Consider the following 26,730-nt stretch of genomic DNA (forward strand, 5'->3'; position numbering starts at 1 on the left):
TGCCTAGACAAAATCTACTAACCGCCTTAATATATAAGTAAATGATCTTACTTTGCGTAACCCGGGTTTTGTTCTAGTTTCGGATTATCCGATATGTTCTTTTGAGGAATAGGCAGATAACGATTGTATGGTTTGAATGTTCGATCCTCAATCTTACGTGTTCCATTCACTATGGCACGCATGGTTGGATCAGTAACAGCATTGTTTACCGTACCAGTGATTCGAACCAATTCACCATTCAAAACGTTTTCTGCTAACATCTTCCCATCTTTCTTCCATCGCAAGATATCTGCACGACGAAGTCCTTCACCTGCAAACTCTGCTCCACGCTCACGATGAATGAGTTCACGAAGGGTCTCCTTTGTGTTATACTTAGACTGGTCTACGTCAGGCATTCCAGCACGATGTCTTACCATATTAATCTTTGCGTAGACAGCTGCCGATGGTCCGTTCAACTCGTTCTCAGCCTCAGCCCATGTCAAAAGTACCTCTGCATAACGGAAAACAATTGGGTTACATTCCGTATCCCACACGTCTGCATATTGGTCTTTCGGGTCTAAATACTTACGCCAAGTGAGTGCTGTCTTAGATGAGTTAGCGGCATTTGAAGGGTAATTAGGGTTCTTCTTGCCATTCAAGTTCTCATCCAGAGTATTGAAGACTCCGCCATCCCAGTCAGAACCGGGGAACAGAATCGTCATTGCCATACGTGGGTCACGACCATGGAAAGGATGTGCTGCATCATAACCGGAGCCTGCCTCATCAATCGTCAATCCATTACTCATCTCATAGTTATCCACACACTTCTGGGTAGGAACTACTGACGACCAACCTCCATCACCATTGTTATACAACTGACCGATGGTACTTAATGGGTAAGTACCCGACTTATGCTGTACTGCAAGGATAATTTCATTTGAGTTCCGACCCGTTAACTTGAACAGATCTGCATAATTGCTTTCAAGCTGATATTGCCCTAAGTCAATGATAGCTTGCGCTGCCTCCTTGGCTTTCTGGTACTCGCCCCAATAGAGAGCAGCACGCATCTTGATAGCTAAAGCAGCTCCCTTAGCAATGTGACCACGTGAAGTTGGTGTAGCATTGATGTCCGCAATAGCCTCTTCCAAGTCTTTGAAGACATAGTCCTTCACCTCCTGTTCGGTATTACGAGGCACTTGCGCCTCCTTCGCACTCGTAAACTTCTTCACGATAGGAACGCCTCCATAAAGGAATCCCATACGGAAGTAACTATAAGCACGAATGGCTTTCACCTGTGCAATAAGGTCTTTCTTTATAGCTTCATCACTAATGTTGCACTTATCAATATTATCCAAAACGGTGTTGCAACGACCAATGATAACGAAGTTATAGAATGACCATCCGGGATCAGAAGGGGACAGAGAACCATTGCCAATGTTGGTGAATCCCTCCCAAGGGAAGTTGTTGTAAGCAAAGTCAGAACCTGCATCCCAATAGAGCAAAGCCGCTCCGCTTTCCCAACCATCATAGCATCCAACGATGAACTTCTCCGCATCTTGCCTTGTTTTCCATGTAGTGGAAGGGGACATCGCATCCTTTGGTAAGGTGCTTAGGAAGTCATTACAAGAAGACAACGTAAGGGCTGTCACTCCTGCTAATAGATATGTTTTTATATTTTTCATAACGTATATCTCGTATTTATGGTTAGAATGTTATGTTAACACCAAGTGAGTGAGAACGTAGCAAAGGATAGCTTGATCCGCGCTCACTGGTTACCTCTGGATCAATATTAAATGGTAGATGATCGAAGGTGAGGAGGTTTTCTCCAGCGTAGTAGATACGTATCTTCTCTACCTTGAGAGCCTTCAGAGCACTCTTAGGAAGCGTGTAACCCAACTGCAAAGTCTTAAGTCTTAGGTAAGAAGTGTTCCATAACCAGAAGGTAGACATGGCTCTTGTCATGTCGCTTGGACTATTACCTGTCTCAAAAACACGCGGTAGTTTCGCATTGTGGTTATCCTCTGTCCACGAGTCTTTCCATAGAGTAGAAGGATGGCTGGCATCACCTGAGAACTCTCCAAGAACCTCTCTATTATAGATGTGAGAGACTGATCCTACACCCTGCCAAACCATTGATAGGTCTATATTACGCCACGTTGCACCGATATTAAAGCTATAAGTAATGGCTGGGATATCCGTATGCTTCGTATAAACACGGTCTCTTGAATCAAGCTTACCATCCTTGTTTGTATCCTCATAGATCAAGTCGCCCGCCATGAACTTACGCCCGAAAGGATTGCCATACTTCGCTGTGTAGTCGTCAGCCTCTTGTTGCGAGTTAAAGAACTTACCGGTTGCCTTGTACATATAATAGCTATTGTATTGCTGCCCAACTGCCGTTCGGCGATAGCCATTCTTTTGCTGATCTTTACTGTCAGTTATGTATTCAACACCTTCACCGAGGTCCAGTATCTTGTTCTTATTATATGCGAAGTTAACGCCAGCATTGATAGTCCAGTCCTTACCGAACTGTTTTGTATAAGCAAGAGAAAGCTCAACTCCTTCATTGCGAAGCGAACCGATATTATCCTTATAAGCACCGAGAGCAAACTCTGCAGGTGCTGATACATTCATGATGATACCTGTTGTCTTGCGGTTATAATAGTCGAATGAACCTGTTAAACCACCAAACAATGTGAAGTCAACACCGATCCCCCATGTTGTAGACTTCTCCCATGAGATGGTTTCAAGATGGTAACTTCCTTGGTAATAACCTGGTGTTAGCTGTCCACCAAACGGATAAGACGCATCCAAGTTGTAAGTATTCAACCATGGATAATAGTCGTTTAACGCATCCTGATTACCCAACTGTCCCCATGAAGCACGCACCTTCAAGTTGTTCAACCATGACTTCGTACTAACCATGAAAGGCTCTTCTGAAATGCGCCACGCTGCAGAGAATGAAGGGAAGAAACCCCAACGATGACCTTTGGCAAAGCGTGAAGAAGCATCCGAACGGAAGTTAGCTTCAAAGAGATAACGCCCTGCGAAGTCGTAATTAAAGCGTCCGAAATAAGACACCATCGTCAGTTCACGAGTGTTACCTGCGTTCTGCTGTGTAGAAGCATCACCCGCATTCAAATCAGTGAGGTCGTTATTTGGGAAGTTCTTACGGTACATCCAGTCAGGAAGATACTTGAATCTCTCCGTGTGCCAACCCAACATTGCCTTGAAGTTATGCTTTTGGAACGACTTATCATAGTTCAAGAAAGCATCAAAGTTGGTGCGGTGCCAATCGTAATGAGCGATCTCCAACTTGTTAGGCTCCGATGCCTTATTAGGGTTATACTGTATGAACTTCTGGAAATAAGAGTATCGTTGAGAATTATCAACATACGCTCCTTGAAGGGTCAACTTCAAGTCGTTGCAGATCTGATAATCAATTCCTAATACTCCCGTGAAGTTTCGGTTGTTACGTTTCACCGTCATTCCCGACTCCAGCCAAGCAATTGGATTACCATCCGATACCGTTCCGTAGCTACCATCCTCATTCTTATAAGGAATCCAAGGAGCGATGATATTGAGTTGACGAATAATCTGATCACTACTTCCACCAGCGTATGCACTACTTGCATCACGATAGTTATTCTGGATGTAAGAGAGGTTCAGATGAGCTGTAACACGCTTTGAGAGCACCATGTCAAGGTTGGTTCGAGCATTGAACTGCTCACGTCCTGCATTGGGCAAGATACTACTTTGCTTGAGATAACCAGCCGAAGCCAAGTACTTCACATACTCATTACCACCCGTAACACTCACGTTATGGCGGTTTTGCCAAGCCGTCTTAAAAGCAAGGTCATACCAGTCTGTGTTCGGATAGTTGTACGGATCCGAACCATCACGGAACTTCTTGATGGCGTCCTCGCTGAATCGTGGAGCCTTCCCACTGCGTTCCAATGCTTTATTATAGTAGTAGGCAGCATCCGCCGAGTTCATCCTTTCCATCAGAGCAGTTGCTTTCTGCATACCGAAGTAGCCAGAGTAAGTAACCTTCGGAGCACCATGTTGTCCACGTTTGGTCGTCACGAGGATAACACCATTCGATGCCTTTGAACCATAGATGGCTGCCGAAGAGGCATCTTTAAGTACAGAGATACTCGCAATATCATCTGGATCAAGCGAGTTCAAAGTACCAGCTTCTACTCCATCAATGAGGATGTAAGGTGTAGCAGAGTTCAGTGTTCCCACACCACGCACAAGGATTGTTCCATTGTCGAGCCCCGGTGCACCATCAGAACCCGTCACGGTGATACCTGGCAAGAGACCTTGCAGACCAGAAGAGACATTCGGGATCGGTCGATTCTCAAGTGTCTTACCATCAAGCTGAGCAACAGAACCAGAGAGGTTAGCCTTCTTCTGCGTACCATAACCTACCACCACAACCTCGTTCAAGGCTTGGTTATCGTCCTGCAAGGTCACAGTGTAGTTGCTAACTCCACTTCGGATCGTGACGTGCTGGGTAGCATAACCCACGTAACTGATCTTTAGTTCCGTGCCAGGAGGTACCGATGCAGAGAAGCGACCATCCATATCGGTAACAGCAACGGGGGTGCCGTTGACCAATACGGAAGCACCAATGATAGGTGACCCACTTGCGTCTTTCACAACACCAGTGATACTTTGCTTCTGCTGTTGCACGCTTGTATTACTATTAACAGCTGCAGAAACGGTTGAAGGTGAGTATGTCATCAAACCAACAACGAATGAGAGAGCAACACTACCAGCTGTCAGTGTAGAGTGCTTCTTACGCCTTTTATCAATTTTCATAAAATTAGACATAATTATTCATGATTTAGGTTTCGTGTACAAATATAGGTCTTTTCTTTCATTCCCGCAATACTTTTGTAGAATTATTTTTCGATTAGAAGGAATAGAGAAGACTATTAGGTCTAATTCAAAAGACAAAGTTCACAATTCAAAATGATGATTACTTCGAGTGGATGAGAGGATAAGTTGACGGGTAAACAAGTTATTTGTTCAGTTGTATATAGTACCCAGAAGTAGAACAGATGTTCAGCCTGATCCTACTTTGTGGTACTTCCTTCATTATAACGGGGGCGTTTCCTTGCCATGAAGAAAGCCTCTCTTTGATACAAAGGAACGCCCTCCTTAGATGGAAAAGATACAAACCAGTAGGGACAGATACCTTCATCTGTCCGATAAACAGATGTCTGCTTGTTAACTAATCGGGGTAAATGGGCGGACAGACGAGGGCATCTGTCCCTACTTTGTGGTACCTTTACCAAAAGAATTAATAACTTGTTCACTTGTCCACTCGTATATTCGTCCACTCTACCTAACCACAATTTTGAATTGTGAATTATGAATTGTGAATTATAAGCAGAGCCTTCTGTCCCTACTTCAAAATTCCATCAAGAGCGGAATAGATATCTGCCTCTTTTTCGTAAGGAATCATTTTGAAGTAAGCGTTACCATTCAGCATAGCCGATATCTCCGTCTTCGTCTTATTATTTCACACCCAGATCGTTATTGCCGATATGCTCAGTCAGTACAACATCCGTTCGTTTTATATAATTGATAATGCGCTGATAGGTCGCAGCATCCACTCTACCACCGCGGATAGAACCTGCAAAATAAATTTTCTTATTCATTATTTCCTATTATGTTAAGTTCCAATTGGACAATCAGAATTGCCCTTTGCAAAGATTATACATTTGTGTAAAATATTAATAACATCCTCCTTTCGTGTGTTACTAATTCCTATATCTTTTGGAATATATCAGTGAGAAAAAGAGGAGCGAGTGCTTGTTTTATCTGTTTTTTTATATCTTTGGCGCATAGATAGTGGTACCCTAAATGTCAAATAGAGATGAAATATAAGCTATTAATGTTCCTTTTGATGCTAACAAGTAACTGCCTGGCATTAGTATTCCAGCCCGATACGATTGCAATTAGTAATGGAGTGTCACATAATACATTAGATGAAGATGGTTATGATATGACTGCTGACACCGTTGCTAATTATTTGAATAAACCTATTCAGCATCTTATGACCTTTCAAAATGACACCATACAACTAAGAATCTCCGCCTCCAAACACTACAAGGGCTATTATCAATGGAGAGGTTTTACGATTTCTAACTTTTATGTGAAGTGTTTGGAAGCTACATTCCAGGGGATGTCTGCTGCGATATTGTCACCAGTCACCATGATAGCAGGTGCTGATAGTAACACAGATCCAGTCTATACTGACCGCCTACTTATCATTGAATACAAAGGGAAGAGATGGGTATATGCTAACGTTATCCGTAACACTGAGTGTGAAGACTCGTTCGGTTTTGAAGATTTAAGAGCAGGAGAAGAAGGATTAGAATTAAGCTATATGGCAGGACAAGGGTATAAGTACTATTACAATATACTCATCGCAATGTCTTTTGGTCAGCCCTGTTTAATGAACTTGTATGTAGGAGAACACAATTCAACTGCACAATATCAAGCCACTCATCAGTATGATTTTACAGCTTCGGATGAGGCTGACTGCTATCCTCTTTACTCTTATCGACGACACTTCCCAATGTTACTTCGTGGTGGAAATTATGATTCTTTCGTCAGATAAGGATAATTATTACTTATCTGTGGCACATCCTTTTATCAGTAAACACTCTATGGCTTCCCTATTAATCTTACTTCCCAGTGATAGATCGAATAAAGAAGTAACGCTTCTTTTTATAGTCTCCTGCAACTTTCAGTACCTGTGCTGGATATCGGTCTACTATATATGCACTAACCAAGATAGGCTCTTGCGCATATAGAGTAGAAGTGAAGAATAATAAAAAGAAGGTTATGACTTTATACATGCTGGCAACCTTTTCCTTGTTCTATGTCCATAGGTAATGCCCCAGAAAGCTCTTCTCTGTCTACCAAGTAAATGTATTTGTCCAGTTAGGAGCATGACTTCTAACCATGGAAGTAGGATAACCAGAGGCTTTCAAATGCCATGCGAAACTCTCTTCCTCCCCTTCGTTACCGACTAATCGAACAGGTAGATGTTTCGTTGCTTTACCTAATAAGCCTGCGAAATAAGCATATTGCATCTCGTCCATATCGATCCCCAATGTGGTGTCAAACAGCATAATGCACCCCTTGTTTACGATAGGTGATGGGACAGACTGCGAAGTATAATAAACCTTGTGAGTCTTATTTCGGGTTCCATTGACAGCCTTCTCTGTTGTAGACACAATGTTCCCCGCCTCATATTTGATCGTTGTTCTTTCGTTTCCTTCCGAACGGAACATCGAAAGCAGTTGCCCATTATTGTTATAGGTGAAGTCCCATGTTTCTTTTTGTGATAAATCATCTCGATGATATTCGGTTTCGTCGCAATGTTTTACAAAGCCTTCCTTATTAAGGAAGAGATTAAGAACAAGTTTCTCATCCTTACTCTCCAACGTCATAACGACATTAGGTGTATTAGCATTGTTAGACGTCGATTCCATATATTCAAAGGTGATTTTCTCATCACCATTATTAGCTTGAATGGCTGAAACCTGCCCCTTGACATTCTTGAGAATATTATATTCACCATAACTAAGTGGCACCCCTCCTGTAAATACATTCAGAGGATTTACCTCCGTTGGAGTAGTCGGTTTATCTGGTTCTATGGTCTTATTGTCATTTCCGCAAGAGATTAACGCACTGCAACCTAATGTTATTACAAAGAGAACTAAGCGAATTGATTTCTTCATTAATTAGTCTTTTATGTTACTATCATTGTTTATTAGTTTGCAAAGATACTGAAAATAATTGAAGTTCTTATGCTTGAGGATGAGATTAGTTTATAATGGTTGAGACGGAATCAAAGGATAATGAAGCTATTAAACGGGATTATTTCTTATTTTTCAGGTGCTGGTATGACCGACAAATCATAGGTGAAATATAGAAATGATATAAGCTGTTTTGTAATAAAATACTGCTAATTGGAGTACTCATTTTGGCGTTTTTTTCAGCAAGCTGTGCCCTTCTCTGTAAATACACGAATTATGGAGAAAGAAAAGACGGTTGCTGTAAGAGATTGATAGATAATGAGTTGTGCGTAATGGGGCTATCTTCCGATAGAGAATTGTGTGCAAATTCTGTCAAAATAAGCTTATTTTTATATAAAAAGTAGGTACTTTCTGTTTAAAACGGAGGTACTTTTTGCCAAAAACGATAGTACTTTTTCACCAAAACGATAGTACCTTTTCACTAAAACGATAGTACTTTTTTCTAAAAAGGTAGTATTCTTCTTAATTTCACGTCATATTTGTCTTAAAGTAAGTCTATAATGAGAAAATGGATTGTAAAGTATATTTCACATAAGAGAAATAAGTTTTATTCAATTCTATGGGATATAAATTATCATTTTGATAGTCTCTACCTCCTCTCTAATCATTTATAATTATTGTTTCAGCTTGTTCTTTCCTTTCATATATAAGGTTATAAATGAAAAAAAACTGCATACATTTACTTGATAAGTGAAAATATATGTTTATATTTGCAGGTCATTTGTTTTGGAATCTTTCTAATGGGTATTCTCTAACGATGATAAGTAGGCGGACTGGAGTTATTATTTTATATTGAAGTAAAGTATTCGACCTTGCCTGATTTAGATATCATAATTTAGTAAAACAATAAAACGATTCAATGAAGTATCACCAACACATGTCAGGAATACGGAAGAAATTGCCTTCTGTGCTATTCCTTGCTACCTTCTTCTTGATGATTTCGTGGACTTCTCCAGCCTTCTCACAGGTGGTTGGCAAGAAGTTCTCTATTTCTTTCAAGGATAAAGGGGTAGCGGAAATCTTAGACTTTATCGCTACGAAGGGCGATTATAAGATTAATTACACGGATGATGTACGGAACGATTCATTGCTATTGACCATCTCTTTTGATGAGGTCGATGAGTTGGGAGCCGTTCAAAGTCTGCTTTCCCACACTCCTTTCACTTATAATGTGAGTGAGAAGGACATCAATGTCTTTAAGATGAAGAACGCCACTCAGGGTCAGTTCACATTGAGTGGAACAGTGAAAGACAAGGATGGTGCGGGGATTCCATTCGCCACCGTGCAGATTAAAGGAACGTCGCAGGGCGTTATTGCCGATATTGATGGCAATTTCTCAATGCCTGTAGAAAAGGAAGAGGGCATGATTAGCTTCTCCAGTGTGGGATATGAGAGTAAGAACTTGAAGTATCACGCTGGTAAGCCAATGAATGTTGTTTTGCCTTCTTCGGCTTATACGATGGGCGAGGTGACAGTGGTTGCTTATGGTAAGCGAAACACACGTGAGCAAGTGGGTGCGATAACCTCTGTGAAGGTGGAAGACTTGCAGAAAGCTCCGACAGCCAGCCTTGAGAATCTTTTGCAAGGTCGTATGGCGGGTGTTGATGTTACCAACCTTTCCGGTTCGCCAGGCGGTGGTGGCTCTCGAATTACGATTCGTGGCTTTAGTTCTTTGAATCAGCAAGGAGTGAATGATGGTAGTCCGTTATTCGTTATCGATGGTGTTCCTGTCAATAGTACAGGTAATGCAAATACGGGTGGTATCAATCCTTTGTCAGCCCTCGACCCCTCAAGTATCGAGTCAGTACAGGTATTGAAGGATGCAGCTTCGGCTTCTCTCTATGGTTCGCGTGCTGGTAATGGTGTGATTCTGATTACTACAAAGAAAGGAAAGTCAGGGCGTACAGAGGTAAGCGTGAATGTTTCTCAGTCGCTTTCTTGGTTACCACGCACACCATTACAGACGCTTGGTAAGGGTGAGCGCGATATTGCTTTGATGTTGGCAAAGAACCAACGTACGTCTCATTATGACTATACAACCGACCGACTGATTAATCCGGGATCTTACAAAGACTCCTATGGTTGGGATGCGGAATACGATGGTTCGTATGACTACTTATGGCGCAATGGTCAGGTGCTCAATAGCGATCGCAGTTTACCAGCTATAGCTCAAGACTCATTGAACACCTTTTATAATAATAGAACAAACTGGTGGAAATATGCTTTCCGTTTAGGTCGTGTGACCAAAGCCGACCTTCAGTTGGCAGGTGGAACCGATAACCTCCGTTATATGGTGAATGGTGGTGTCTATGACGAAACAGGTATCATGATTAGTTCCAACTTCCGTCGTTATAGCTTATTGAGTAATCTTGACTTCAATCTCTCCACCAAGTTGAGTGCCTTCACACGTATTAATCTCTCTTATGCAACCCAACAGGCAGGCTCCGATGCGGGTCGTGCTCAAGGATTGACCTTCGATCCGAAGCGCACTTCCACATTGTTGCCAGGTAAGGGAAGTACGGCAGAGCGTGTGGCATTAAGGCAGTTACGGGATATTGATAAACAAAACTCTAACTATAATGTTCGATTGAGTTTAGGTTTCAATTACAATATTCTTAAGAACCTGAAGTTCTCTTCAACTTATTCTCTCGACCATTATTTCACACGTGTCTACAGCTTTACGCCAGACTATCTGACCTATGACCTCAAGTCGGCGATACAGGCTGCAAACATTGCAATGTCCAATATTCAGACAGAGAATATATTGACTTATAATCTCCTTCTCCCACATGATCAAAAGTTGGAGTTGATGGCAGGTATGACCTATAACTACGAACTCTTGCAGAACTTGAATGGTACTGCAAAGGGTGGTCCAACCAATTCTATTAAGTATGCAGGCGAAGGATGGCCTTCACTCTTCAATGATAATGGAACGATAAGAGCCGCTCAGAGTTTCAGAACTGATAAACAGGAACAAGCCATGATGAGCTTCTTGGGGCGTGCAGCCTATAGCTATAAGAAACGTTACATGGCGGAATTGTCCATTCGTTCCGATGGGTCAAGTGTGTTCGGAAAGGACGTTCGTTGGGGTACATTCCCATCGGTAGGTCTAGGCTGGGCATTCAGTGAGGAACGCTTTATGAAGAAGCTTTGGTGGTTGAGCTTTGGTAAGATTCGTGCCTCATGGGGTAAGTCCGGACAGAAGTTCCAAGAGCCTTACTTAGCCTTAGGAATTATGTCAGAAAGTAATGTCTATAACGGTTCTCTCGGATTGATACCACAAGACATGGCGAATCCAAAATTGACTTGGGAAGAGAGTGATCAGTATGACCTTGGTCTCGATCTTCAGATGTTAGACTATCGTTTGAAGCTCAAGCTCGATTATTATTATAAGTATTCTAGCAAACTCTTGATGCAGTCTTACCTCCCTGGTAACGTTTTCCTCGCATCACGCATGTGGGATAATGCCTCTGCAATCTCTAATGAGGGAATTGAGTTTGAAGCCTCTTATGATGTCATCCGCAATAAGAAGTGGAACTGGACAGTGGGCTTCAATCTCTCACACAACCGCAATATGTTGCGTAAAACCTATAATGGAGAAGATTTGAACGATAAGGTTCTTGGGCGTCCAGTCTATGGTATTTATACTTACAAGGATGAGGGAATTGTACAGCGTGAAGAGGATATTCCAATGTATCGTAACGCCACGGGTAAGTTGATGCCATTGTATTTCCAATCAGCAAATAACCCTTTGCGTGTAGGTGGAAGAAAGATTAAAGACCAGAACTATGATGGTGTTATCGATGATAAAGACCTCTATTATGCTGGTAGCACACTCCCTGCTGCTTATGGTGGTATCAATAGTCACTTAGAGTGGAACGGCTTTAGTCTCGACTTACTCTTCAGTTACACCCTTGGTCGCAAGGTAATGAACATGGTCAAGAACAGTGCCTTTAGCTTCACAAAGGAGTTTGGGGTTGTCATGAATAAGTTTAATATTCACGACTTCTGGACCACCAACAACCGTAATGCGAAATATCCTTCTTTGGAGTTCGCAGATAAGGATTACATCGGACAATTTGATGGTAACGTTGATTCAAACATAGAGACTATCAGCTTCTTACGCCTTAAGCAACTTGTACTGGGGTATAAGTTCCCACAGAACTGGTTGAAGAAGACCTTTATAAAAGAGGCTAATCTCTACCTTAGCGGAGAGAACCTCTTCCTCTTAACTAACTATTCTGGAGTAGATCCAGAAGTAATCGATCCTTATACAGGAAAGGACGATGGACGTGAATATCCATTGAACAGAAAGGTTACTTTAGGCATTAATTTAAAATTCTAAAGACAATGCGAAAAATCATATTTGGGTCTGTTCTTGCATGCTCGCTACTCTCTTCATGTAACCTCAATATCGAGCCGGAGAATAGTATGACATACGTAAACTCTTTCAACAAAGAGAAGGAGTTGAAAGCGACAACGACCTCCATTCAATATTACATCAACACAACTATTGGCAGTAACTTCGTCTTGTCAATGGCTGGAGTCTTAGCTGATAATGTGCAGTCGAACACTCAGTTGCGCGAATGGAACCCTCGGACGGTTCTTTCAAGCGACTATTCTTGGAAGGGATTGTACGATCTTATCTTTGAATCAAACCTATTGTTAGATAATATCCATCGTACAAAGGACCTCCCAGAAGAGCGTGCAAACTATCACAAGGGACAAGCTGAATTTGCATTGGGATTGGCTTATTTCCTTTTAGCACAGCGTTATGGTGATGCCATCATTACAGAGAACTCGTCTGTTATTAAGGCTTATGACCAGTCTTCACAAGCTGATGTTCTCAATGCAGCGATTGATCATGCGAAGAAAGCATTAGACCTTTTGCCAACATGGGATAAGTTGAAAGACATTAACGGAGTGGCTATCACCGAGCGTCAGACAGCCTCTAAAGGTACTGCTGCAACCTTGTTAGCGCAAATCTATGCATGGAGAGGGAGCATAACAGGGCTTTATCATCTAAATAACGATGCACAGGCTGACTATCAGAATGCTATCAAGTATGCTTCCGATGTCATAGCTGGTAAGGATGGAGTCTATCGGTTGTGTAGCACGCCAGAGGAGCTTTGCCAGTATCTTTCCAATGAGAAGAGTCCGAACCCAGAAGCCATCTTTAGCCTCTATTTCGATAAGACGCGTTCAGAGAATGTAGCCTCTCCTAATGAGATAGCACGTAACTTTGTTAGTTGGCCAGTGAGGAGCGATCAGACCTTAGCCGACCTACCATCAGAGACGCCATGTCAGCTTTATAAGTCAACTGTTGAGGCTCTCTTCCCTGATGCAACAGACAAGCGTTTGCACGCATTCTTCTATGATTGGGGTACAAGCCATGAGGTTGATGGACAAGAATATGCCATTATGTACAAGTTCCGCAAGGCTATCATGGATCCTGACCAGTTCTCGCCAAGTGGTTACAGCTACCGTACCATTGATGCAGACTACGTCTATTGGCGTTTGGCAGACTTATATCTCTTGCGTGCAGAATGCTATCAGAAGTTGGGTGACGATGCGCATGCTATTGCCGATCTGAACGTTATTCGTGCTCGTGCCGGTGCTCTTCTCTATCCTTCAACCTATGATACTGAAGGCTTGAAGAAGGCTATCTTCCTTGAAAGAGAGAAAGAGTTTATAGGTGAGAATGATGCTCGTTATGCTGACATCATACGCAATGGTTATGTCAAAGAAGAACTCAATGGTAAGTTCAAACTATTGACCAATCAAGATATACAAGGTGGTGCTCTCTTCTTGCCATTACCTGCTGATTCATGGCAAGATAAGGATGGTCACATCATAAACAACAAGTTGAGACAGAAACCCTATTGGCAGGCTTATAAGTAAATAGGTTCTATTACGAACCCTAAAAAGGTTGAATAATGAAAAAGATAATATATATTGTGGTACTCTGCTTGACGTTAGGAATGATGTCAAGTTGCACCGATTATAATTTTGATGATACTGGTCTTGCTAACGGCAAACATGAGACAAGCATGTGGGACTACTTCAAAACCGATTCTTACAACTGGAGTATGTTATGCGAAATGGCTGAACGTGCACAGCTCGTAAGCCTCTTCCAAGGTACAAGTCAGTATGGTAAGGACTTCACCTTCTTTGGTCCAACGAATCATAGCATTCGTCGTTACCTCTATAAGAATGGTATGACAAACGTATCAGAGATACCTGTTAGCGACTGTAAGAAGTTTATCTTGAATTGCCTCTTACCGCATAAACATATCATGTTAGACGACTTCAAGACTGGTACTAAGTCTTCTGATGCCTCTAACCCAATAGGTAAAGGCGGTGAAACATTTACTATGGCATCAGGTGAGAAACTATGGATTTATACCTTCCGGGAGTCTTACGATGGTGTACCAAACGCTGGTCCTTTACAGATCTATTTGGTTTCATCCACCACAACCAAGACCTCTCACGTTGCTTCTTGTAATATAGAAACACAAACAGGAGTGGTTCATTCACTTGATTATAACTTTAGTTTAACTGACTTTTAAGGTATGAGAAGAATAAAAAATAGTATAGCGTTAGTTTGTCTAACCTTACTTGCTGTGGGCTTAATGATGTCATGCAGCAAGATGAAAGTGGGTTATCTCCGTACTGCGGGGGCTTCTTTTGCACCAGACTCCATCAATGTTTTCCATAATATCGACCCTACCTCTGATCGATATATAGAGCAACAACCCTTCGTATCAACGAGTATTCAGGGTGTAGCAGGTACCAATCCTGTTAACTTCGAACTGGCCAGTGTGAAGGCAGATACGCCTGCAGCAGGCGAACTCTTTATGAAATTATATAAAGAAGGAGAGATATCTGTCGTGGGCGGAAAGGTCATTGTCTCTTTAAAAGCAACTCAACAGTTGACCAACGGACATTATCTTCTCACCTTGAAGGTCTATAACGAGGATCACGAGGCATTGTTGAAAGACATCTTCAAGGTCGTTGTGACAGATGATGAGTTACCTATTTACTAATCGTAAATCAATGTTTTATTATTTAAAATAGCACATATTATGAGAATAAAAAGATATTTCTTAGTGCTCGTTACACTCATTGCTTTCACCCTCCAAAGCTTTGCGCAAGAGGGAACAACGGGTATTCAGTTCTTTCAAGGAACCTTCAATGATGCTCTTGTAAAGGCTAAACAAGAGAATAAAGTGCTCTTTGTCGACTTTTATGCAGTGTGGTGTGTACCTTGTAAGAAGATGGCTAAGACTGTATTCACACAAGAGGAAGTGGGCAAGTTCTTCAATGAACACTTCGTTAGCATACAGCTGGATGCAGAGAAGGGAGACAATGTCAACATCGCAAAAAGCTATAAGGTCGTTGCTTACCCAACGGTTGCTTTCATCTCACCTGATGGGAAGGCAATATCGGTGAATACGGGTGCGATGAATAAAGATGAGCTATTGGAAGCAGCGAAGATAGCCGCTGGTCAGAGTATTAGCTTTGAAGCTCTTTATGAGAAATATAAGGCTGATAACAATGATCTTGACGTCCAGCAGCAACTCCTTCTCAAAGCTCCTTCCTTCTTACAAGCGCAAGAAGGAATGGAAGCCGACAAATGGGTTACCCGTTTGCAGAAGTTGTATAAGAACTACATCACCGCTAAAGCACCTTTAAAACTTATCAATGAGAATGATTACAAGATTATTCTTGCACTTGAGGGAGACGATGATAAGGAACACAAGCAATACATAGTTGACCTCATCAATGACCATCTCGACGATTGGACAAAAGCGGTTGGTAAGGCTCCTGCCTACTATATCGTTGAGGCGAATGATGGCTTTGCTGAAGACTTAGCAAAGGATGGTAATGCTAAGTACAAGGACTATGTTGAGAATGTAAAAGGCAAGTATGCAAAGGCTTACAGTGTAATTGGTCTAACTGAAATCACGCCTTATGAGAAGACAAAACTCTATAATGATGCCCTCTTCAACCTATATAAGAATAAGGATGTTGATGGTTACATTAAGGCTATGCAGACTTACTTCGACAAGATGAAGAGCAATATACAGGCTGCTGACTATGGTAAGGCTGCCCAGAATCTATACATGGCTGCAGGCAAGGTGTTGAAACCTAAGCACCATGAAGTAGCTATTCAGTGGTCAGAGAAAGCCCTCGAAAAGGAGAATGCAGTTATGGATCGCGTCAATTACATGGTAATGATTGGCGACTCATATCGTGAGTTGAAGAACTATGCGAAGGCTCGCGAGTATTACAACCAAGCCTTTGCAGAGACCCTCACACTACAGAATATGGAGATGCCACAAGCGATGTTGCAAAGTGCAATTAAGCATAAGCTCTCTACCCTCGAACTACTTGAAAAATAAGAATGTATATGTTTAGAAACATCATAAAGAACCTCACGAGCATGGCTATGTGCCTACTCGTGAGCTTTCTGTTTGGGGTCTCTTCGCCTGCTCATGCACAGATGAAAGGCTTGCGAAAGGGCACCTTATCGAATGGTCTCACCTATTATATATATAATGACGGGTCGGCAAGTAGCGATGCTCAATATTATCTTTATCAAAACGTGGGAGCCATCATGGAGAATAAAGATGAGATGGGTTTGGCACACGTCTTGGAGCATTTAGCCTTCAACACAACCGATCATTTCCCTACAGGAGTGATGTCTTTTCTGCGCAAGAATAACCTCAATGACTTCGAAGCCTTTACGGGGGTTGATGATACGAGATATGCTATTCACAACGTACCAAGTACTAACGACGAACTCAATGACAAGGTATTGTGGATTCTTCGTGACTGGTGCCATGGCATTAAAATCACACCACAAGATGTGGAGAAGGAGCGTGGTATCATCCTTGAAGAGTGGCGACATCGTGCTGGCGTGAACCGCCGTTTGACCGATGCCATTGCTCCTGTCGTTTACAACCAGTCGGGTTATGCAACGCACAATGTTATTGGTTCGCTTGATTTCTTACAGTCTTTTCAGCAGAAGCAGGTAAAGGCTTTCTATGATAAGTGGTATCGCCCTAACCTCCAATTCATAGCTGTTATAGGCGATGTCGACCTTGATAAGACAGAAGCAAAGATTCAGTCAATCTTCAAAACATTACCGAATAAGCTCGCACCAACCGTTGATACACAGGTTCGGAACATCCCCGTGAATGACAAGCCACTCTATCTTCGATTCATCGACCCCGAGAATAAGAGTGCTTCCTTCGGTCTTTACCAACGCTATGAGACGCCAGGTAATGCACAGGAAGAGGCTCGCACCCGTCAATTCATCTTCACTAAGTTCTTCAATACACTTGCTCCTAAGCGGTTCGCAATGCTGAAGAATGCGGATAAAGAGAAGTTTATTGCTGCCGACTTGAGCCTTTCTCCATTGGTGAGAGACTATTCGCAAATGGCATGGGACATGGTTCCGTATCAGGGGGAGGCGCAAGCTGCTTTGCAGCAGTTGCTTGCCGTGCGTGCTAACCTTCGTGACAAGGGCTTTACCGAGGCGGAGTTTAATGCCGAGAAAGAGGCGATGTACAACGGAATGAAGGATGTCTTGGAGGCAAAGGGATTAGGAACTCCTGATAACGCCTTAATGCTCTTCCGCCAAAACTACCTCTATGGTATTCCTGTGAAAGACTTCCGTTCACAGATTAGCCGCAACCTTGAGACCTTAGTAGAGCTTGAGGTGAGCGATATCAATGCGTGGTTGAAGACCTTACTCGATGATAAGAACCTTGCTTTCGTTACTTATTCAAAGTCGAAGGAAGAGATGAATATCACCGAAGACGAGTTTAATACTGCTCTAAAAAATGCCTCTTCCAACAACGATTTGGCGCAGGCTGCTAACGTGAAACCCATCACGAACCTCATTGATTATAATCTCGTTCCAGGGAAGATAACCAGTGAGACGACATTAAAGAAGCTCCAATCGAAGGTATGGAAACTAAGTAATGGCGCACGAGTCATCTATAAGTATGTACCTGAAGCAAAGGGTCGTTTCTTCTTTGCAGGCTCTTCCATCGGTGGCAAATCGGTTGTTCCTGCAACAGAGCTAGCCAACTATACGGCTATGCGCTCGCTCTTAATGCAGTCGGGAGTATATAACTATAACCGCAATCAACTTGCCCAATGGCTACAAGGGAAAGACCTGAATCTATCCCTGTCACTCGAGGATTACAGTGACGGAATAGGTGGTTCTGCAGCTGTTGCAAACGCTGATGACTTCTTCGGATACCTCCATCTCGTTCTGTCGAAACAGAACTTTTCAAAGGCAGCATTCGATAAGTACATCCAACGCAGCGTTTATCTCTATGACAACCGACCATTGAGTGGTATGGAGGCAGTGCAGGATTCTATCCGTCAGTTGCTCTATCCAGTGAGCGCGTTGAACCCTCTTCAGGATGAAAAGTTCTTCCATTCAATGCAATATGACCAACTCACAGAGCAGTTCCAAAAGCATTTAGGCGATGCATCAGGCTTTACTTATTGTCTGATGGGCGATATTCCAGAGGCGAAAGCAAGGGAGTTAATCACACGATATATCGCTTCGCTCAAGGGTTCGGGTAAGCCAGCTGTAACGTCAGTGACACCACTTGATTTTGCAGCGAGTGCCCCTGTCATCAAGCATACCTTTGAGACTGAGACCGACGGAGGCATGGCTGAAATTGAAATCTCATACTCGAATAAACAGAAACTAAGCGATCGTGAGCAGGCTTCACTAGAGGTGTTGCGTGCGTTGTTGGAGCGTCGTTACTTCGATGTGTTGCGTGAGAAGGAGCATCTCACTTATACGATTGGTGTGCAAAGTACTTATAATTCGCAGCCAGAAGCAAGTGAGAACTTAAGTATTCACCTCTCTACTGCAGCGGAGCATATCGATCGTGTCCTCACGTTAGTATATCAGTTTATTGAGGATGTGAAGGCTGGTCGCATTAGTGCTGACGATTTCAAGGCAGCGATGGTACCATTAGCTGTACAGGAGGAAGATGCTAATGCACAGCAGAACACAGCTGATCCATCATTGTGGATGGGACTTCTGAATGTCTATGCAGAGACTGGTGAGGAGTTGTCACCATCGGATAGCTATAGTTCAGAACCTGTCTTCAAGACCCTCACGGAACAAGATATTGCACAGGTCGCAACGAAGATTCTCACACAAGCTAAGCAACGTGAGATCATCGTCAAGCCTGTTACTCACGAGGGGAAGCGCACGTTTAAGTAGGGAGAAAAAGCCTCACCCCCGCCCCCTCTCCGAATGGAGAGGGGAGTGAATAGTACCATCTGCTAACAAAGAGGGCGTTTCTTCGATGTGAAGAGACGCCCTTTTCACTTTGAAGAGGGCGTCTCCTTGCCATGAAGAGAGCCTCTCTTTGATACAAAGAAACGCCCTCCTTAAATGGAAAAGATACAAACCTGTAGGGACAGACGCCCTCGTCTGTCCGCCAGAACGCAAGCAATAAAAGCCTCCCCACACTCCTCTTTAGGGAAGGGATGTTGCCTAATGGAGTGTTACTGATGGATGGAAAGGAGGACAGACGAGGGCGTCTGTCCCTACTTTGAGGCATCTTTTTGGATAGAAAGAACCATCCCGACTCGCTCCCGTTTGGCTCTCCTCCCCTTGGGGGAGGCTGGGTAGGGTTTTCAGACGAGGACGTCTGTCCTACGCTGTGGCGTTGCTTCGACACGAGGTTAGTTGTAGTTGGAAATGAAGAAAGCCTCTTCTTGTTAGCTTCCATTAATCACTTCTCATAAAAAATTACGTACCTTTGCAGGCGAAAAGAGATTCACGTAACGTGTAATAGACAATATTTAAGGTAAGAGATGACAAATAAAACCAGTATATTTCAGCGTCCCTTATGGGTGACAATATTCGCTTTAACAGCTGCAATAGCGTGGGGCTGGGCCTATCCACTGATAAAGTTAGGGATGCAGGAGTTCGCTATTACGCCCGATATGACAGGTTCGAAGATGCTCTTTGCAGGGATTCGCTTCTGCTTATCGGGGCTTATCATTTTGGCAATAGCTGGTGGAAAGCAACGCAACTTTGCGGTTAGGAAGTCTGCAGACTGGTGGTATATCCTCGTGTTCTGTTTGTTGAATACAACTTTACATTACGCTTTCTTCTACTTTGGATTATCCCATAGTGAAGGCTCAAGGGCTGCCATTCTCAACTCGTTAAGCGTTTTCTCTGTCGTTATCTTCGCTTGTATCTTCTTCAAAAGTGACCACATGACCATTAAGAAGATTGTTGGTTGCGTTGTTGGTTTCGCTGGTATCTTATCGTTAAACATAGGAGGTGCCGAGAGCGGGAGCTTTACTTGGCTGGGAGATGGCATGATTATCCTCAACGCCCTATGTGGTGCTTCAGCCTCATTGATAATTCGGGGATTGGGAAAAAGAGTCGATGTTTTTGTCGGGACAGGCTATAGTCTGGCTTTAGGTGGCACTTTATTGGTCATACCGGGGCTACTCATGGGGGCAACCTTACCGAACGTCTCTGTCTTAGGTGGGCTTTATCTCTTACTCTTAATAGCAATTAGTACGTTGGGATTTACGCTTTATAACAAACTACTCACATGCAACCCTGTGGGCAAGGTAGCCATCTATAACTCGCTAATCCCTGTCGTTGGTGCTGTCACCTCATGCCTATGTCTGCATGAGACCTTCTATATAAAATATGTGGTGGCAGGCTTTCTTGCGGCACTGGGAATCTATATCATCAATAAGAGTTAGACTGTTTAAATATAATACTCTGCCGCATCCACCAGTCCTGTACGTATAGCGTAACGAGTGGCTTCGTGGGCATTGTTGACCCCAATCTTGCGAAAGATATTCTTTCTGTGAGTGTTTACTGTATGGAAAGAGGATATCCGCTTTTCCGCAATCTCACGTGTTTTCATTCCCAAAGCAATATCCTTTAGCACTTCAATCTCCGTCTTCGTCAATCGGACTCTCTCCTTTTCTGGTATTGCAACAGGTGCTAAGAGCATGTTAGCGGCATGTTGGCAGAGATAGTGATTACCGTGCAGATTATATTCAATACACTGCTTTATCTCTGATAGTTTAGTATCCTTTAAGAGTACACTTATCCGACTCTCTGTGTTCACCAAGTTACGTATGAAGTCCACACTAAGGTCTTCGCTCCATAAGATGAAATACGATTTCGGATAACGTTGAGCAATGATTAGCAAGTCAGAAGAGCTGTTGATATCAAACAACGTATAGTCCAGTATGACAATAGATTCAGGCTTTTGCCTTAACAGAAACATAAGTTCTGCCTTCGTCTCAACCGATGAGATCGATTTCAGTTGCATGTCAGCAAGGATGTAAAGCATGCCTACGCGCGTTATATCTTGATTATCCGCAACAATGATATTCTTTGTTTTCTCCATACGAATTGATTATCAATTGCAAGCGTACAAAAGTATATAAAAAAGTTGATTAATCGAAAATTTTATCGTAAGTTTGCATCATCATTAAGCATATAACCTAACATGAAGAAACTCATTACACTAATGGTTGGACTGCTCATAGCGGTCTCTTCGAATGCACAGATTCAACGACCTAAGTTGGTGGTAGGGCTTGTTGTCGACCAAATGAGGTGGGATTACCTCTACTATTATTATAATGAATACGGCACTGGTGGTCTACGCCGACTACTCAACGAGGGCTTCTCCTTTGAGAATACTCATATAAACTATGCCCCCACAGTAACGGCTATCGGACACAGTTCTATATATACGGGTTCGGTTCCAGCTATCACTGGTATCGCCGGAAACTACTTCTATCAGGATGATAAGAGTGTCTATTGTTGTGCTGACCCATCGGTGAAGAGCGTTGGTTCTGATAGTAAAGAGGGACAGATGAGTCCGCATCGTATGTTGGCATCTACCATCGGTGATGAGTTACAAATTGCTACTGACTTCCGCTCGAAAGTAATAGGAGTGGCATTGAAAGACCGCGCTTCCATCCTTCCAGCAGGTCACGCAGCTGACGGAGCATACTGGTGGGACACCTCGGCAGGGCACTTCGTCACATCGAGCTTCTATATGAATAGTCTACCAAAGTGGGTGGAGGACTTCAACAAGGAGAACCATACTGCACCGAACTTCGACATTAAAAGCACCCCAGAAGGTGTAACGATGACTTTCAAGATGGCGGCGGCTGTAGTGCGAAATGAGCGGTTAGGTAAGGGCAAGGAAACCGATATGCTCACTGTGAGTATATCGCCAACTGACATCATCGGACATAAGTTCTCTACTCGTGGAAAAGAGAATCACGCAGTCTACATGCAGCTTGATAAGGATTTAGCAGAGTTCCTTAACATGCTTGACAAGGAGGTTGGTAGGGACAACTACTTGCTTTTCTTGACAGCTGACCATGGTGCTGCTCATAACTACAACTATATGCGGGAGCATCGCATACCGGCTGGTGCTTGGAACTACAAGGAGACAGTTAAGAGTTTAAACGACCACTTGCAGCAGAAGTTCGGCATAGCTCCTGTGATGGGAGAAGATAACTATCAATTGTTCTTAAACGACTCTACTATCAATGCAGCTGGTCTAAAGAAACAGGACGTGATAGACGCTTCTATTGATTATCTAAAGCAAGATCCACAATTCTTATATGTGTTTGATGAGGAAAAAGTAACCAATGTCACCATGCCTGAATGGATAAAGGGACGCATGGAGAATGGCTACTTCCGTGGTCGTTCGGGTGAGATTGGAGTAGTGACAAGACCGCAGTTCTTTGGTGGATCGGAGTCTCCCCAGTTCCGTGGAACACAGCATGGTCAACCCTTCCCATACGATACGCACATTCCTTTCCTACTCTTTGGTTGGAACGTAAAGCATGGTTCTTCAAATGTAGAAGCACATATCGTGGATATCGCACCGACCATTTGTGCCATGTTACATATACAAATGCCGAATGGCTGTGTGGGGACGGCTCGATATTAAGAAGCCGTCTTCTTTTAATGACAATATAAACAAAGAAATCACATTCACATACTCGTTTGGATTCCATTTGATGGTAAGGAGGAATGGAGAAAACCAGTATGTGGATATTAAGTTATGCACATCGCAATCGCAGGAAACATCGGGAGTGGTAAGACAACACTCACTACTATGCTTGCCAAACGCTATGGTTGGAAGCCAAGATTTGAGTCCGTTGATTACAACCCGTACTTAGAAGATTACTACAAGAACATCAAACGGTGGTCATTCGCTATGGAGGTGTTCTTCTTAAAAGAGCGTTTTAGAGACTTATTAGAGATTAGTCGCAGTGGAGAGTCAGTCGTTCAAGACCGCTCTATATATGAGGGTGTATATGTATTCACGGAGAATAACTATGCAATGGGCAATCTTGACGACCGCGACTATGAGACTTATATGGAGTTATTCGAGGATATGACCGATGCAGTTAAGTTCCCCGATCTTATGATCTATTTGCGTTCTTCGGTCAGCCACTTGGTTTCTAACATCGAAAAAAGGGGGCGTGAATATGAACAGAAGATGCCTTTAGACTACTTAGAGAACCTTAATAAGAGGTATGATGACTTCATTTCGGATAAGTATAAAGGTCGGGTTCTGGTTGTTGATGTCGATCACCTCGACTATCAACACAAGCCGAAAGACTTCGGATTCATTACTGATAAGATAGATAGAGATCTGTTTGGTCTGTTTTAAGAGGACAAGTTTACATAAACATTTAATCAATTAACTGAAATATAAAAAACGCCCTTCAAGGCATGAAAATCCATCTGTGTGGAGTCCTGCCAAGGGTTTTGTACATCATTATGCATATCGCAATCGCTGGAAACATAGGTGCTGGTAAGACCACACTAACCAAGATGCTCGCTAAACGTTACGGCTGGAAAGCCCATTTCGAGCCTGTTGATAACAATCCATACTTGGAAGATTACTATGCAGATATGGCTCGTTGGTCATTCAATCTACAAGTGTATTTCCTTAACAAGAGGTTTCGTGACGTTGTAGAAATCTCTCGTTCGGATGACACCATCATACAGGATCGAACCATATTCGAGGATGCGCGCATCTTTGCTCCTAACCTTTTCGACATGGGACTGATGTCTGAACGAGACTTCAAGAACTATACTGACTTGTTCGAACTGATGTTATCTCTGGTCAAGCTGCCCGATCTCCTTATATATATAAGGTGCTCTATTCCACGCTTGATTGATCATATCCAGCAACGCGGAAGGGACTATGAACAGACCATGCGAATTGATTACTTGCGTGGACTTAACCAACGTTACGAGGATTGGATAAAGACTTATAAGGGGCATCTGATGATAGTTGACGGTGATACAACTAACTTCCTTGAAAGCAAACAAGACTTCAAACGTGTCACAGATATGATCGATGACCGACTTTTTGGCTTGTTTCCTATGGAATAGGCAGGCGTTTGCTTTTGGCATACTATTTGATGTTGTAATCATTACAAAGTATTAACTTGAGTCTTCGTAAGACTTTGTTCCAATGCAGAAGACTCTTTTCATAATAATAAGAAGTATGGAAAAAGTAAAGACACTAATAATCGGAAGCGGTCCAGCAGGTTATACAGCTGCTATCTACGCAGGGCGCGCTAACCTACGACCAGTACTATATTCTGGAATGCAGCCAGGCGGTCAGTTGACTACAACAACTATCGTTGAGAACTTCCCGGGGTTCCATGATGGGATCGATGCAAACCAGTTGATGATGGAAATGCGCCAACAGGCGGAGGCTTACGGGGCTGATGTTCGAGACGGATCTATCGTTAAGACCGACCTTAGCAAGCGTCCTTTTCATATCGAAGATGAGCGTGGTAACGTGATAGAAGCCGACACTTTGATCATTGCAACAGGTGCCAGTGCGAAGTATCTTGGTCTTCCTGATGAAGAAAAGTACCGTGGTCAGGGTGTAAGTGCATGTGCCACATGCGATGGATTCTTCTATCGTAAGCGTGTAGTAGCCGTAGTTGGCGGTGGTGATACAGCTTGTGAAGAGGCAATGTATTTGTCTGGTCTGGCAAAGAAGGTCTATATGATCGTTCGCAAACCATACCTTCGTGCAGCGGAGATCATGCGTAAGCGCGTTACAGAAAAGGACAATATTGAGATCCTCTACAATACTAATACCCTTGGACTCTATGGTGAGAACGGTGTTGAGGGAGCGCATCTTGTACGCTTCAAAGGCGAAGAGAACGAAGAGAAATATGATGTTGCTATCGATGGATTCTTCCTTGCTATCGGTCATACTCCTAATACAGAACTTTTCAAGGGACAGCTTGATTTAGATGATCATGGCTTCATTCTCACTAAGCCGAAGTCGACTGCGACCAGTGTAGAAGGCGTCTATGCGGCTGGCGATGTGGCTGATCCAACCTACCGACAGGGCGTTGTTGCCGCTGCTACAGGTGCAATGGCTGCTATTGAGGTAGACCGTTTCTTACAGAAACAATAAAGTATTCATATATTAATAAGGGTGTATCAGATAGGCTAACTGATTGTTGGCAATCTAATACACCCAGCTTTTTATCAAGTTTCCATATACTCACTTAATTTCATCCCAACCATGTGTAAACTTCTTTCTACTCTATCTACTCTGTTATTTCCATTGCTTGTCAACGCCGCAACTTGTGGTTTTCTTGTGACAGGCTCATCATCATGTACGAATAAAACAAAGACTTCTATGGCACAATCCGACTCTACTCTCTTTCCCAAAAAGAAGTATGCTAAACCCGACGATGCCACCTTGCGCCGCACACTAACCGCCGAGCAATATGCCGTCACACAGCATGCAGCTACCGAGCGACCCTTTACCAATGAGTATGACCACGAGTTCCGAGAGGGTATATACGTTGATGTTACAACGGGCGAACCGCTCTTCTCCTCCACAGATAAGTATGATTCTGGTTGCGGATGGCCTGCTTTTTCAAAGCCAATCAGCGATAAGCTCATCACAAATCACACCGACCACTCACACGGAATGACGCGTATTGAGGTGAAGAGCAGAACAGGCAACGCCCATTTAGGGCATGTCTTTGATGACGGACCAGCATCAACTGGCGGCAAACGATATTGTATTAACAGTGCTTCCCTGCGCTTTATTCCAATAGAAGAGATGAAGGCGAAAGGCTATGGGGAGTACATTAAACTATTAAGACCGATGAAAGAAATATACTTAGCAGGTGGTTGCTTCTGGGGAACAGAACATTACCTCAAGCAGATAGAAGGTGTAGTTGCAACGGAAGTAGGCTATGCCAATGGACGAACAAAGAACCCCACGTATGAAGAAGTATGCACTGATGGAACCCAATTTGCCGAAGCTGTGCATATAACTTACGACCCAAAGGTTATCAGTCTGCCGTTCCTATTGGATCTATACTTTAAGTCTATTGATCCAACCAGCGTCAACAAACAGGGCAACGACCGTGGTACTCAGTATCGAACGGGTGTTTATTATGTTGATCCAAAGGACAAGGAAGTAATCAAAAAGGTATTTGCCGAACAGCAGAAGCACGTAAATGGCAAAATAGCAGTTGAATTGGAGCCCCTCAAGAACTTTTATAAAGCGGAGGAATATCACCAAGATTACCTTGATAAACACCCCTCCGGCTATTGCCATCTACCGCAGGCTCTATTTGAATATGCCCGTAAGGCGAGGGAAAAGTAGCCCTCTTCCCAGCAAACAGTACATTTTACTCCCCCCTCTCCATTACTTCCCGTTGGTCAGTGATCGTTGGTTCGGAGAGGGGTTGGGGGTGAGGCTGGTTGGGGCGATTGTTGAGGCTTTTTTTTCTTCTTTTCCTTGCTCCTTTAATTTATTCTTCTTACCTTTGCCGCCGTGAAAGAATTAGCAAT

Annotated in this window: 20 protein-coding genes; 13 read left to right on the forward strand and 7 right to left on the reverse strand. The window is 43.1% G+C overall.

The features are described from left to right. Window positions 1-47: 47 nt before the first annotated feature. From J5A55_RS10900 to J5A55_RS12520, 4 genes are all read right to left on the reverse strand, one after another. Window positions 48-1,661 carry a RagB/SusD family nutrient uptake outer membrane protein gene (locus J5A55_RS10900; protein ID WP_004381825.1) on the reverse strand — a complete coding sequence of 538 codons (1,614 nt, stop codon included), beginning with the start codon at window positions 1,659-1,661 and terminating at the stop codon, window positions 48-50. A 22-nt stretch (window positions 1,662-1,683) separates the two neighbouring features. Next, window positions 1,684-4,818 carry a SusC/RagA family TonB-linked outer membrane protein gene (locus J5A55_RS10905; protein WP_004381824.1) on the reverse strand — a complete coding sequence of 1,045 codons (3,135 nt, stop codon included), beginning with the start codon at window positions 4,816-4,818 and terminating at the stop codon, window positions 1,684-1,686. Window positions 4,819-5,063: 245 nt separating this feature from the next. Next, window positions 5,064-5,306, reverse strand: a complete 243-nt coding sequence (locus tag J5A55_RS10910; RefSeq protein WP_004381823.1) for a hypothetical protein — start codon at window positions 5,304-5,306, stop codon at window positions 5,064-5,066. A gap of 201 nt (window positions 5,307-5,507) precedes the next feature. Then, window positions 5,508-5,651, reverse strand: coding sequence for a hypothetical protein (locus J5A55_RS12520; protein ID WP_004381822.1), 144 nt, complete (start codon window positions 5,649-5,651; stop codon window positions 5,508-5,510). 218 nt (window positions 5,652-5,869) lie between these two features. Here J5A55_RS12520 and J5A55_RS10920 point away from each other — a divergent pair, with 218 nt between their 5' ends. Beyond that, entirely contained in the window at window positions 5,870-6,616 is a 747-nt protein-coding gene (locus J5A55_RS10920) for a hypothetical protein (protein WP_004381821.1), read from the forward strand. Window positions 6,617-6,683: 67 nt separating this feature from the next. On the opposite strand, the gene J5A55_RS10925 is transcribed toward J5A55_RS10920, so the two are convergent. Together J5A55_RS10925 and J5A55_RS10930 are read right to left on the reverse strand one after the other, a co-directional pair. Further along, window positions 6,684-6,857: a hypothetical protein gene (locus J5A55_RS10925; protein ID WP_004381820.1), complete on the reverse strand. Its 174-nt coding sequence runs from the start codon at window positions 6,855-6,857 to the stop codon at window positions 6,684-6,686. Between the two features lie 60 nt (window positions 6,858-6,917). Beyond that, a complete protein-coding gene (locus J5A55_RS10930; RefSeq protein WP_004381819.1) occupies window positions 6,918-7,745 on the reverse strand; it encodes a DUF4595 domain-containing protein in 828 nt (275 codons plus the stop codon). A gap of 937 nt (window positions 7,746-8,682) precedes the next feature. Here J5A55_RS10930 and J5A55_RS10935 point away from each other — a divergent pair. From J5A55_RS10935 to J5A55_RS10965, 7 genes are all read left to right on the forward strand, one after another. Beyond that, a complete protein-coding gene (locus tag J5A55_RS10935) occupies window positions 8,683-12,168 on the forward strand; it encodes a SusC/RagA family TonB-linked outer membrane protein (protein ID WP_004381818.1) in 3,486 nt (1,161 codons plus the stop codon). A gap of 5 nt (window positions 12,169-12,173) precedes the next feature. After that, window positions 12,174-13,724 (forward strand): RagB/SusD family nutrient uptake outer membrane protein, encoded by a 1,551-nt coding sequence (locus tag J5A55_RS10940; protein WP_039850867.1) that lies wholly within the window; start codon window positions 12,174-12,176, stop codon window positions 13,722-13,724. 35 nt (window positions 13,725-13,759) lie between these two features. Continuing rightward, the gene (locus J5A55_RS10945) at window positions 13,760-14,392 is read left to right on the forward strand and encodes a fasciclin domain-containing protein (RefSeq protein WP_004381816.1); all 633 of its coding nucleotides are present in this window, start codon (window positions 13,760-13,762) and stop codon (window positions 14,390-14,392) included. A gap of 3 nt (window positions 14,393-14,395) precedes the next feature. Further along, on the forward strand, window positions 14,396-14,869 hold the full coding sequence (locus J5A55_RS10950; protein ID WP_004381815.1) for a hypothetical protein: 474 nt from the start codon (window positions 14,396-14,398) through the stop codon (window positions 14,867-14,869). A 39-nt stretch (window positions 14,870-14,908) separates the two neighbouring features. Further along, on the forward strand, window positions 14,909-16,228 hold the full coding sequence (locus tag J5A55_RS10955) for a thioredoxin fold domain-containing protein (protein ID WP_004381814.1): 1,320 nt from the start codon (window positions 14,909-14,911) through the stop codon (window positions 16,226-16,228). A gap of 8 nt (window positions 16,229-16,236) precedes the next feature. Further along, complete coding sequence (locus tag J5A55_RS10960) at window positions 16,237-19,086, forward strand: M16 family metallopeptidase (RefSeq protein WP_039851027.1); 2,850 nt, start codon at window positions 16,237-16,239, stop codon at window positions 19,084-19,086. Between the two features lie 599 nt (window positions 19,087-19,685). Next, on the forward strand, window positions 19,686-20,597 hold the full coding sequence (locus J5A55_RS10965) for a DMT family transporter (RefSeq protein WP_004381810.1): 912 nt from the start codon (window positions 19,686-19,688) through the stop codon (window positions 20,595-20,597). Between the two features lie 5 nt (window positions 20,598-20,602). Here the strand turns inward: J5A55_RS10965 and J5A55_RS10970 are convergent, their stop codons facing one another. Continuing rightward, entirely contained in the window at window positions 20,603-21,256 is a 654-nt protein-coding gene (locus J5A55_RS10970; RefSeq protein WP_004381809.1) for a response regulator transcription factor, read from the reverse strand. A 102-nt stretch (window positions 21,257-21,358) separates the two neighbouring features. On the opposite strand from J5A55_RS10970, the gene J5A55_RS10975 reads away from it, so the two are divergent. From J5A55_RS10975 to J5A55_RS10995, 5 genes are all read left to right on the forward strand, one after another. Continuing rightward, window positions 21,359-22,822 (forward strand): alkaline phosphatase family protein, encoded by a 1,464-nt coding sequence (locus tag J5A55_RS10975; protein WP_004381808.1) that lies wholly within the window; start codon window positions 21,359-21,361, stop codon window positions 22,820-22,822. A 114-nt stretch (window positions 22,823-22,936) separates the two neighbouring features. Then, the gene (locus tag J5A55_RS10980; RefSeq protein ID WP_004381807.1) at window positions 22,937-23,551 is read left to right on the forward strand and encodes a deoxynucleoside kinase; all 615 of its coding nucleotides are present in this window, start codon (window positions 22,937-22,939) and stop codon (window positions 23,549-23,551) included. Between the two features lie 110 nt (window positions 23,552-23,661). Continuing rightward, window positions 23,662-24,282 (forward strand): deoxynucleoside kinase, encoded by a 621-nt coding sequence (locus tag J5A55_RS10985; protein ID WP_039850866.1) that lies wholly within the window; start codon window positions 23,662-23,664, stop codon window positions 24,280-24,282. Window positions 24,283-24,397: 115 nt separating this feature from the next. Beyond that, window positions 24,398-25,330, forward strand: coding sequence for a thioredoxin-disulfide reductase (gene trxB / locus J5A55_RS10990; RefSeq protein WP_039850865.1), 933 nt, complete (start codon window positions 24,398-24,400; stop codon window positions 25,328-25,330). A 228-nt stretch (window positions 25,331-25,558) separates the two neighbouring features. Next, the gene (locus J5A55_RS10995) at window positions 25,559-26,542 is read left to right on the forward strand and encodes a bifunctional methionine sulfoxide reductase B/A protein (RefSeq protein WP_004381802.1); all 984 of its coding nucleotides are present in this window, start codon (window positions 25,559-25,561) and stop codon (window positions 26,540-26,542) included. Window positions 26,543-26,730 lie beyond the last annotated feature (188 nt).

The sequence above is a fragment of the Prevotella veroralis genome (assembly GCF_018127765.1).
Classification (GTDB): Bacteria; Bacteroidota; Bacteroidia; order Bacteroidales; family Bacteroidaceae; genus Prevotella; species Prevotella veroralis.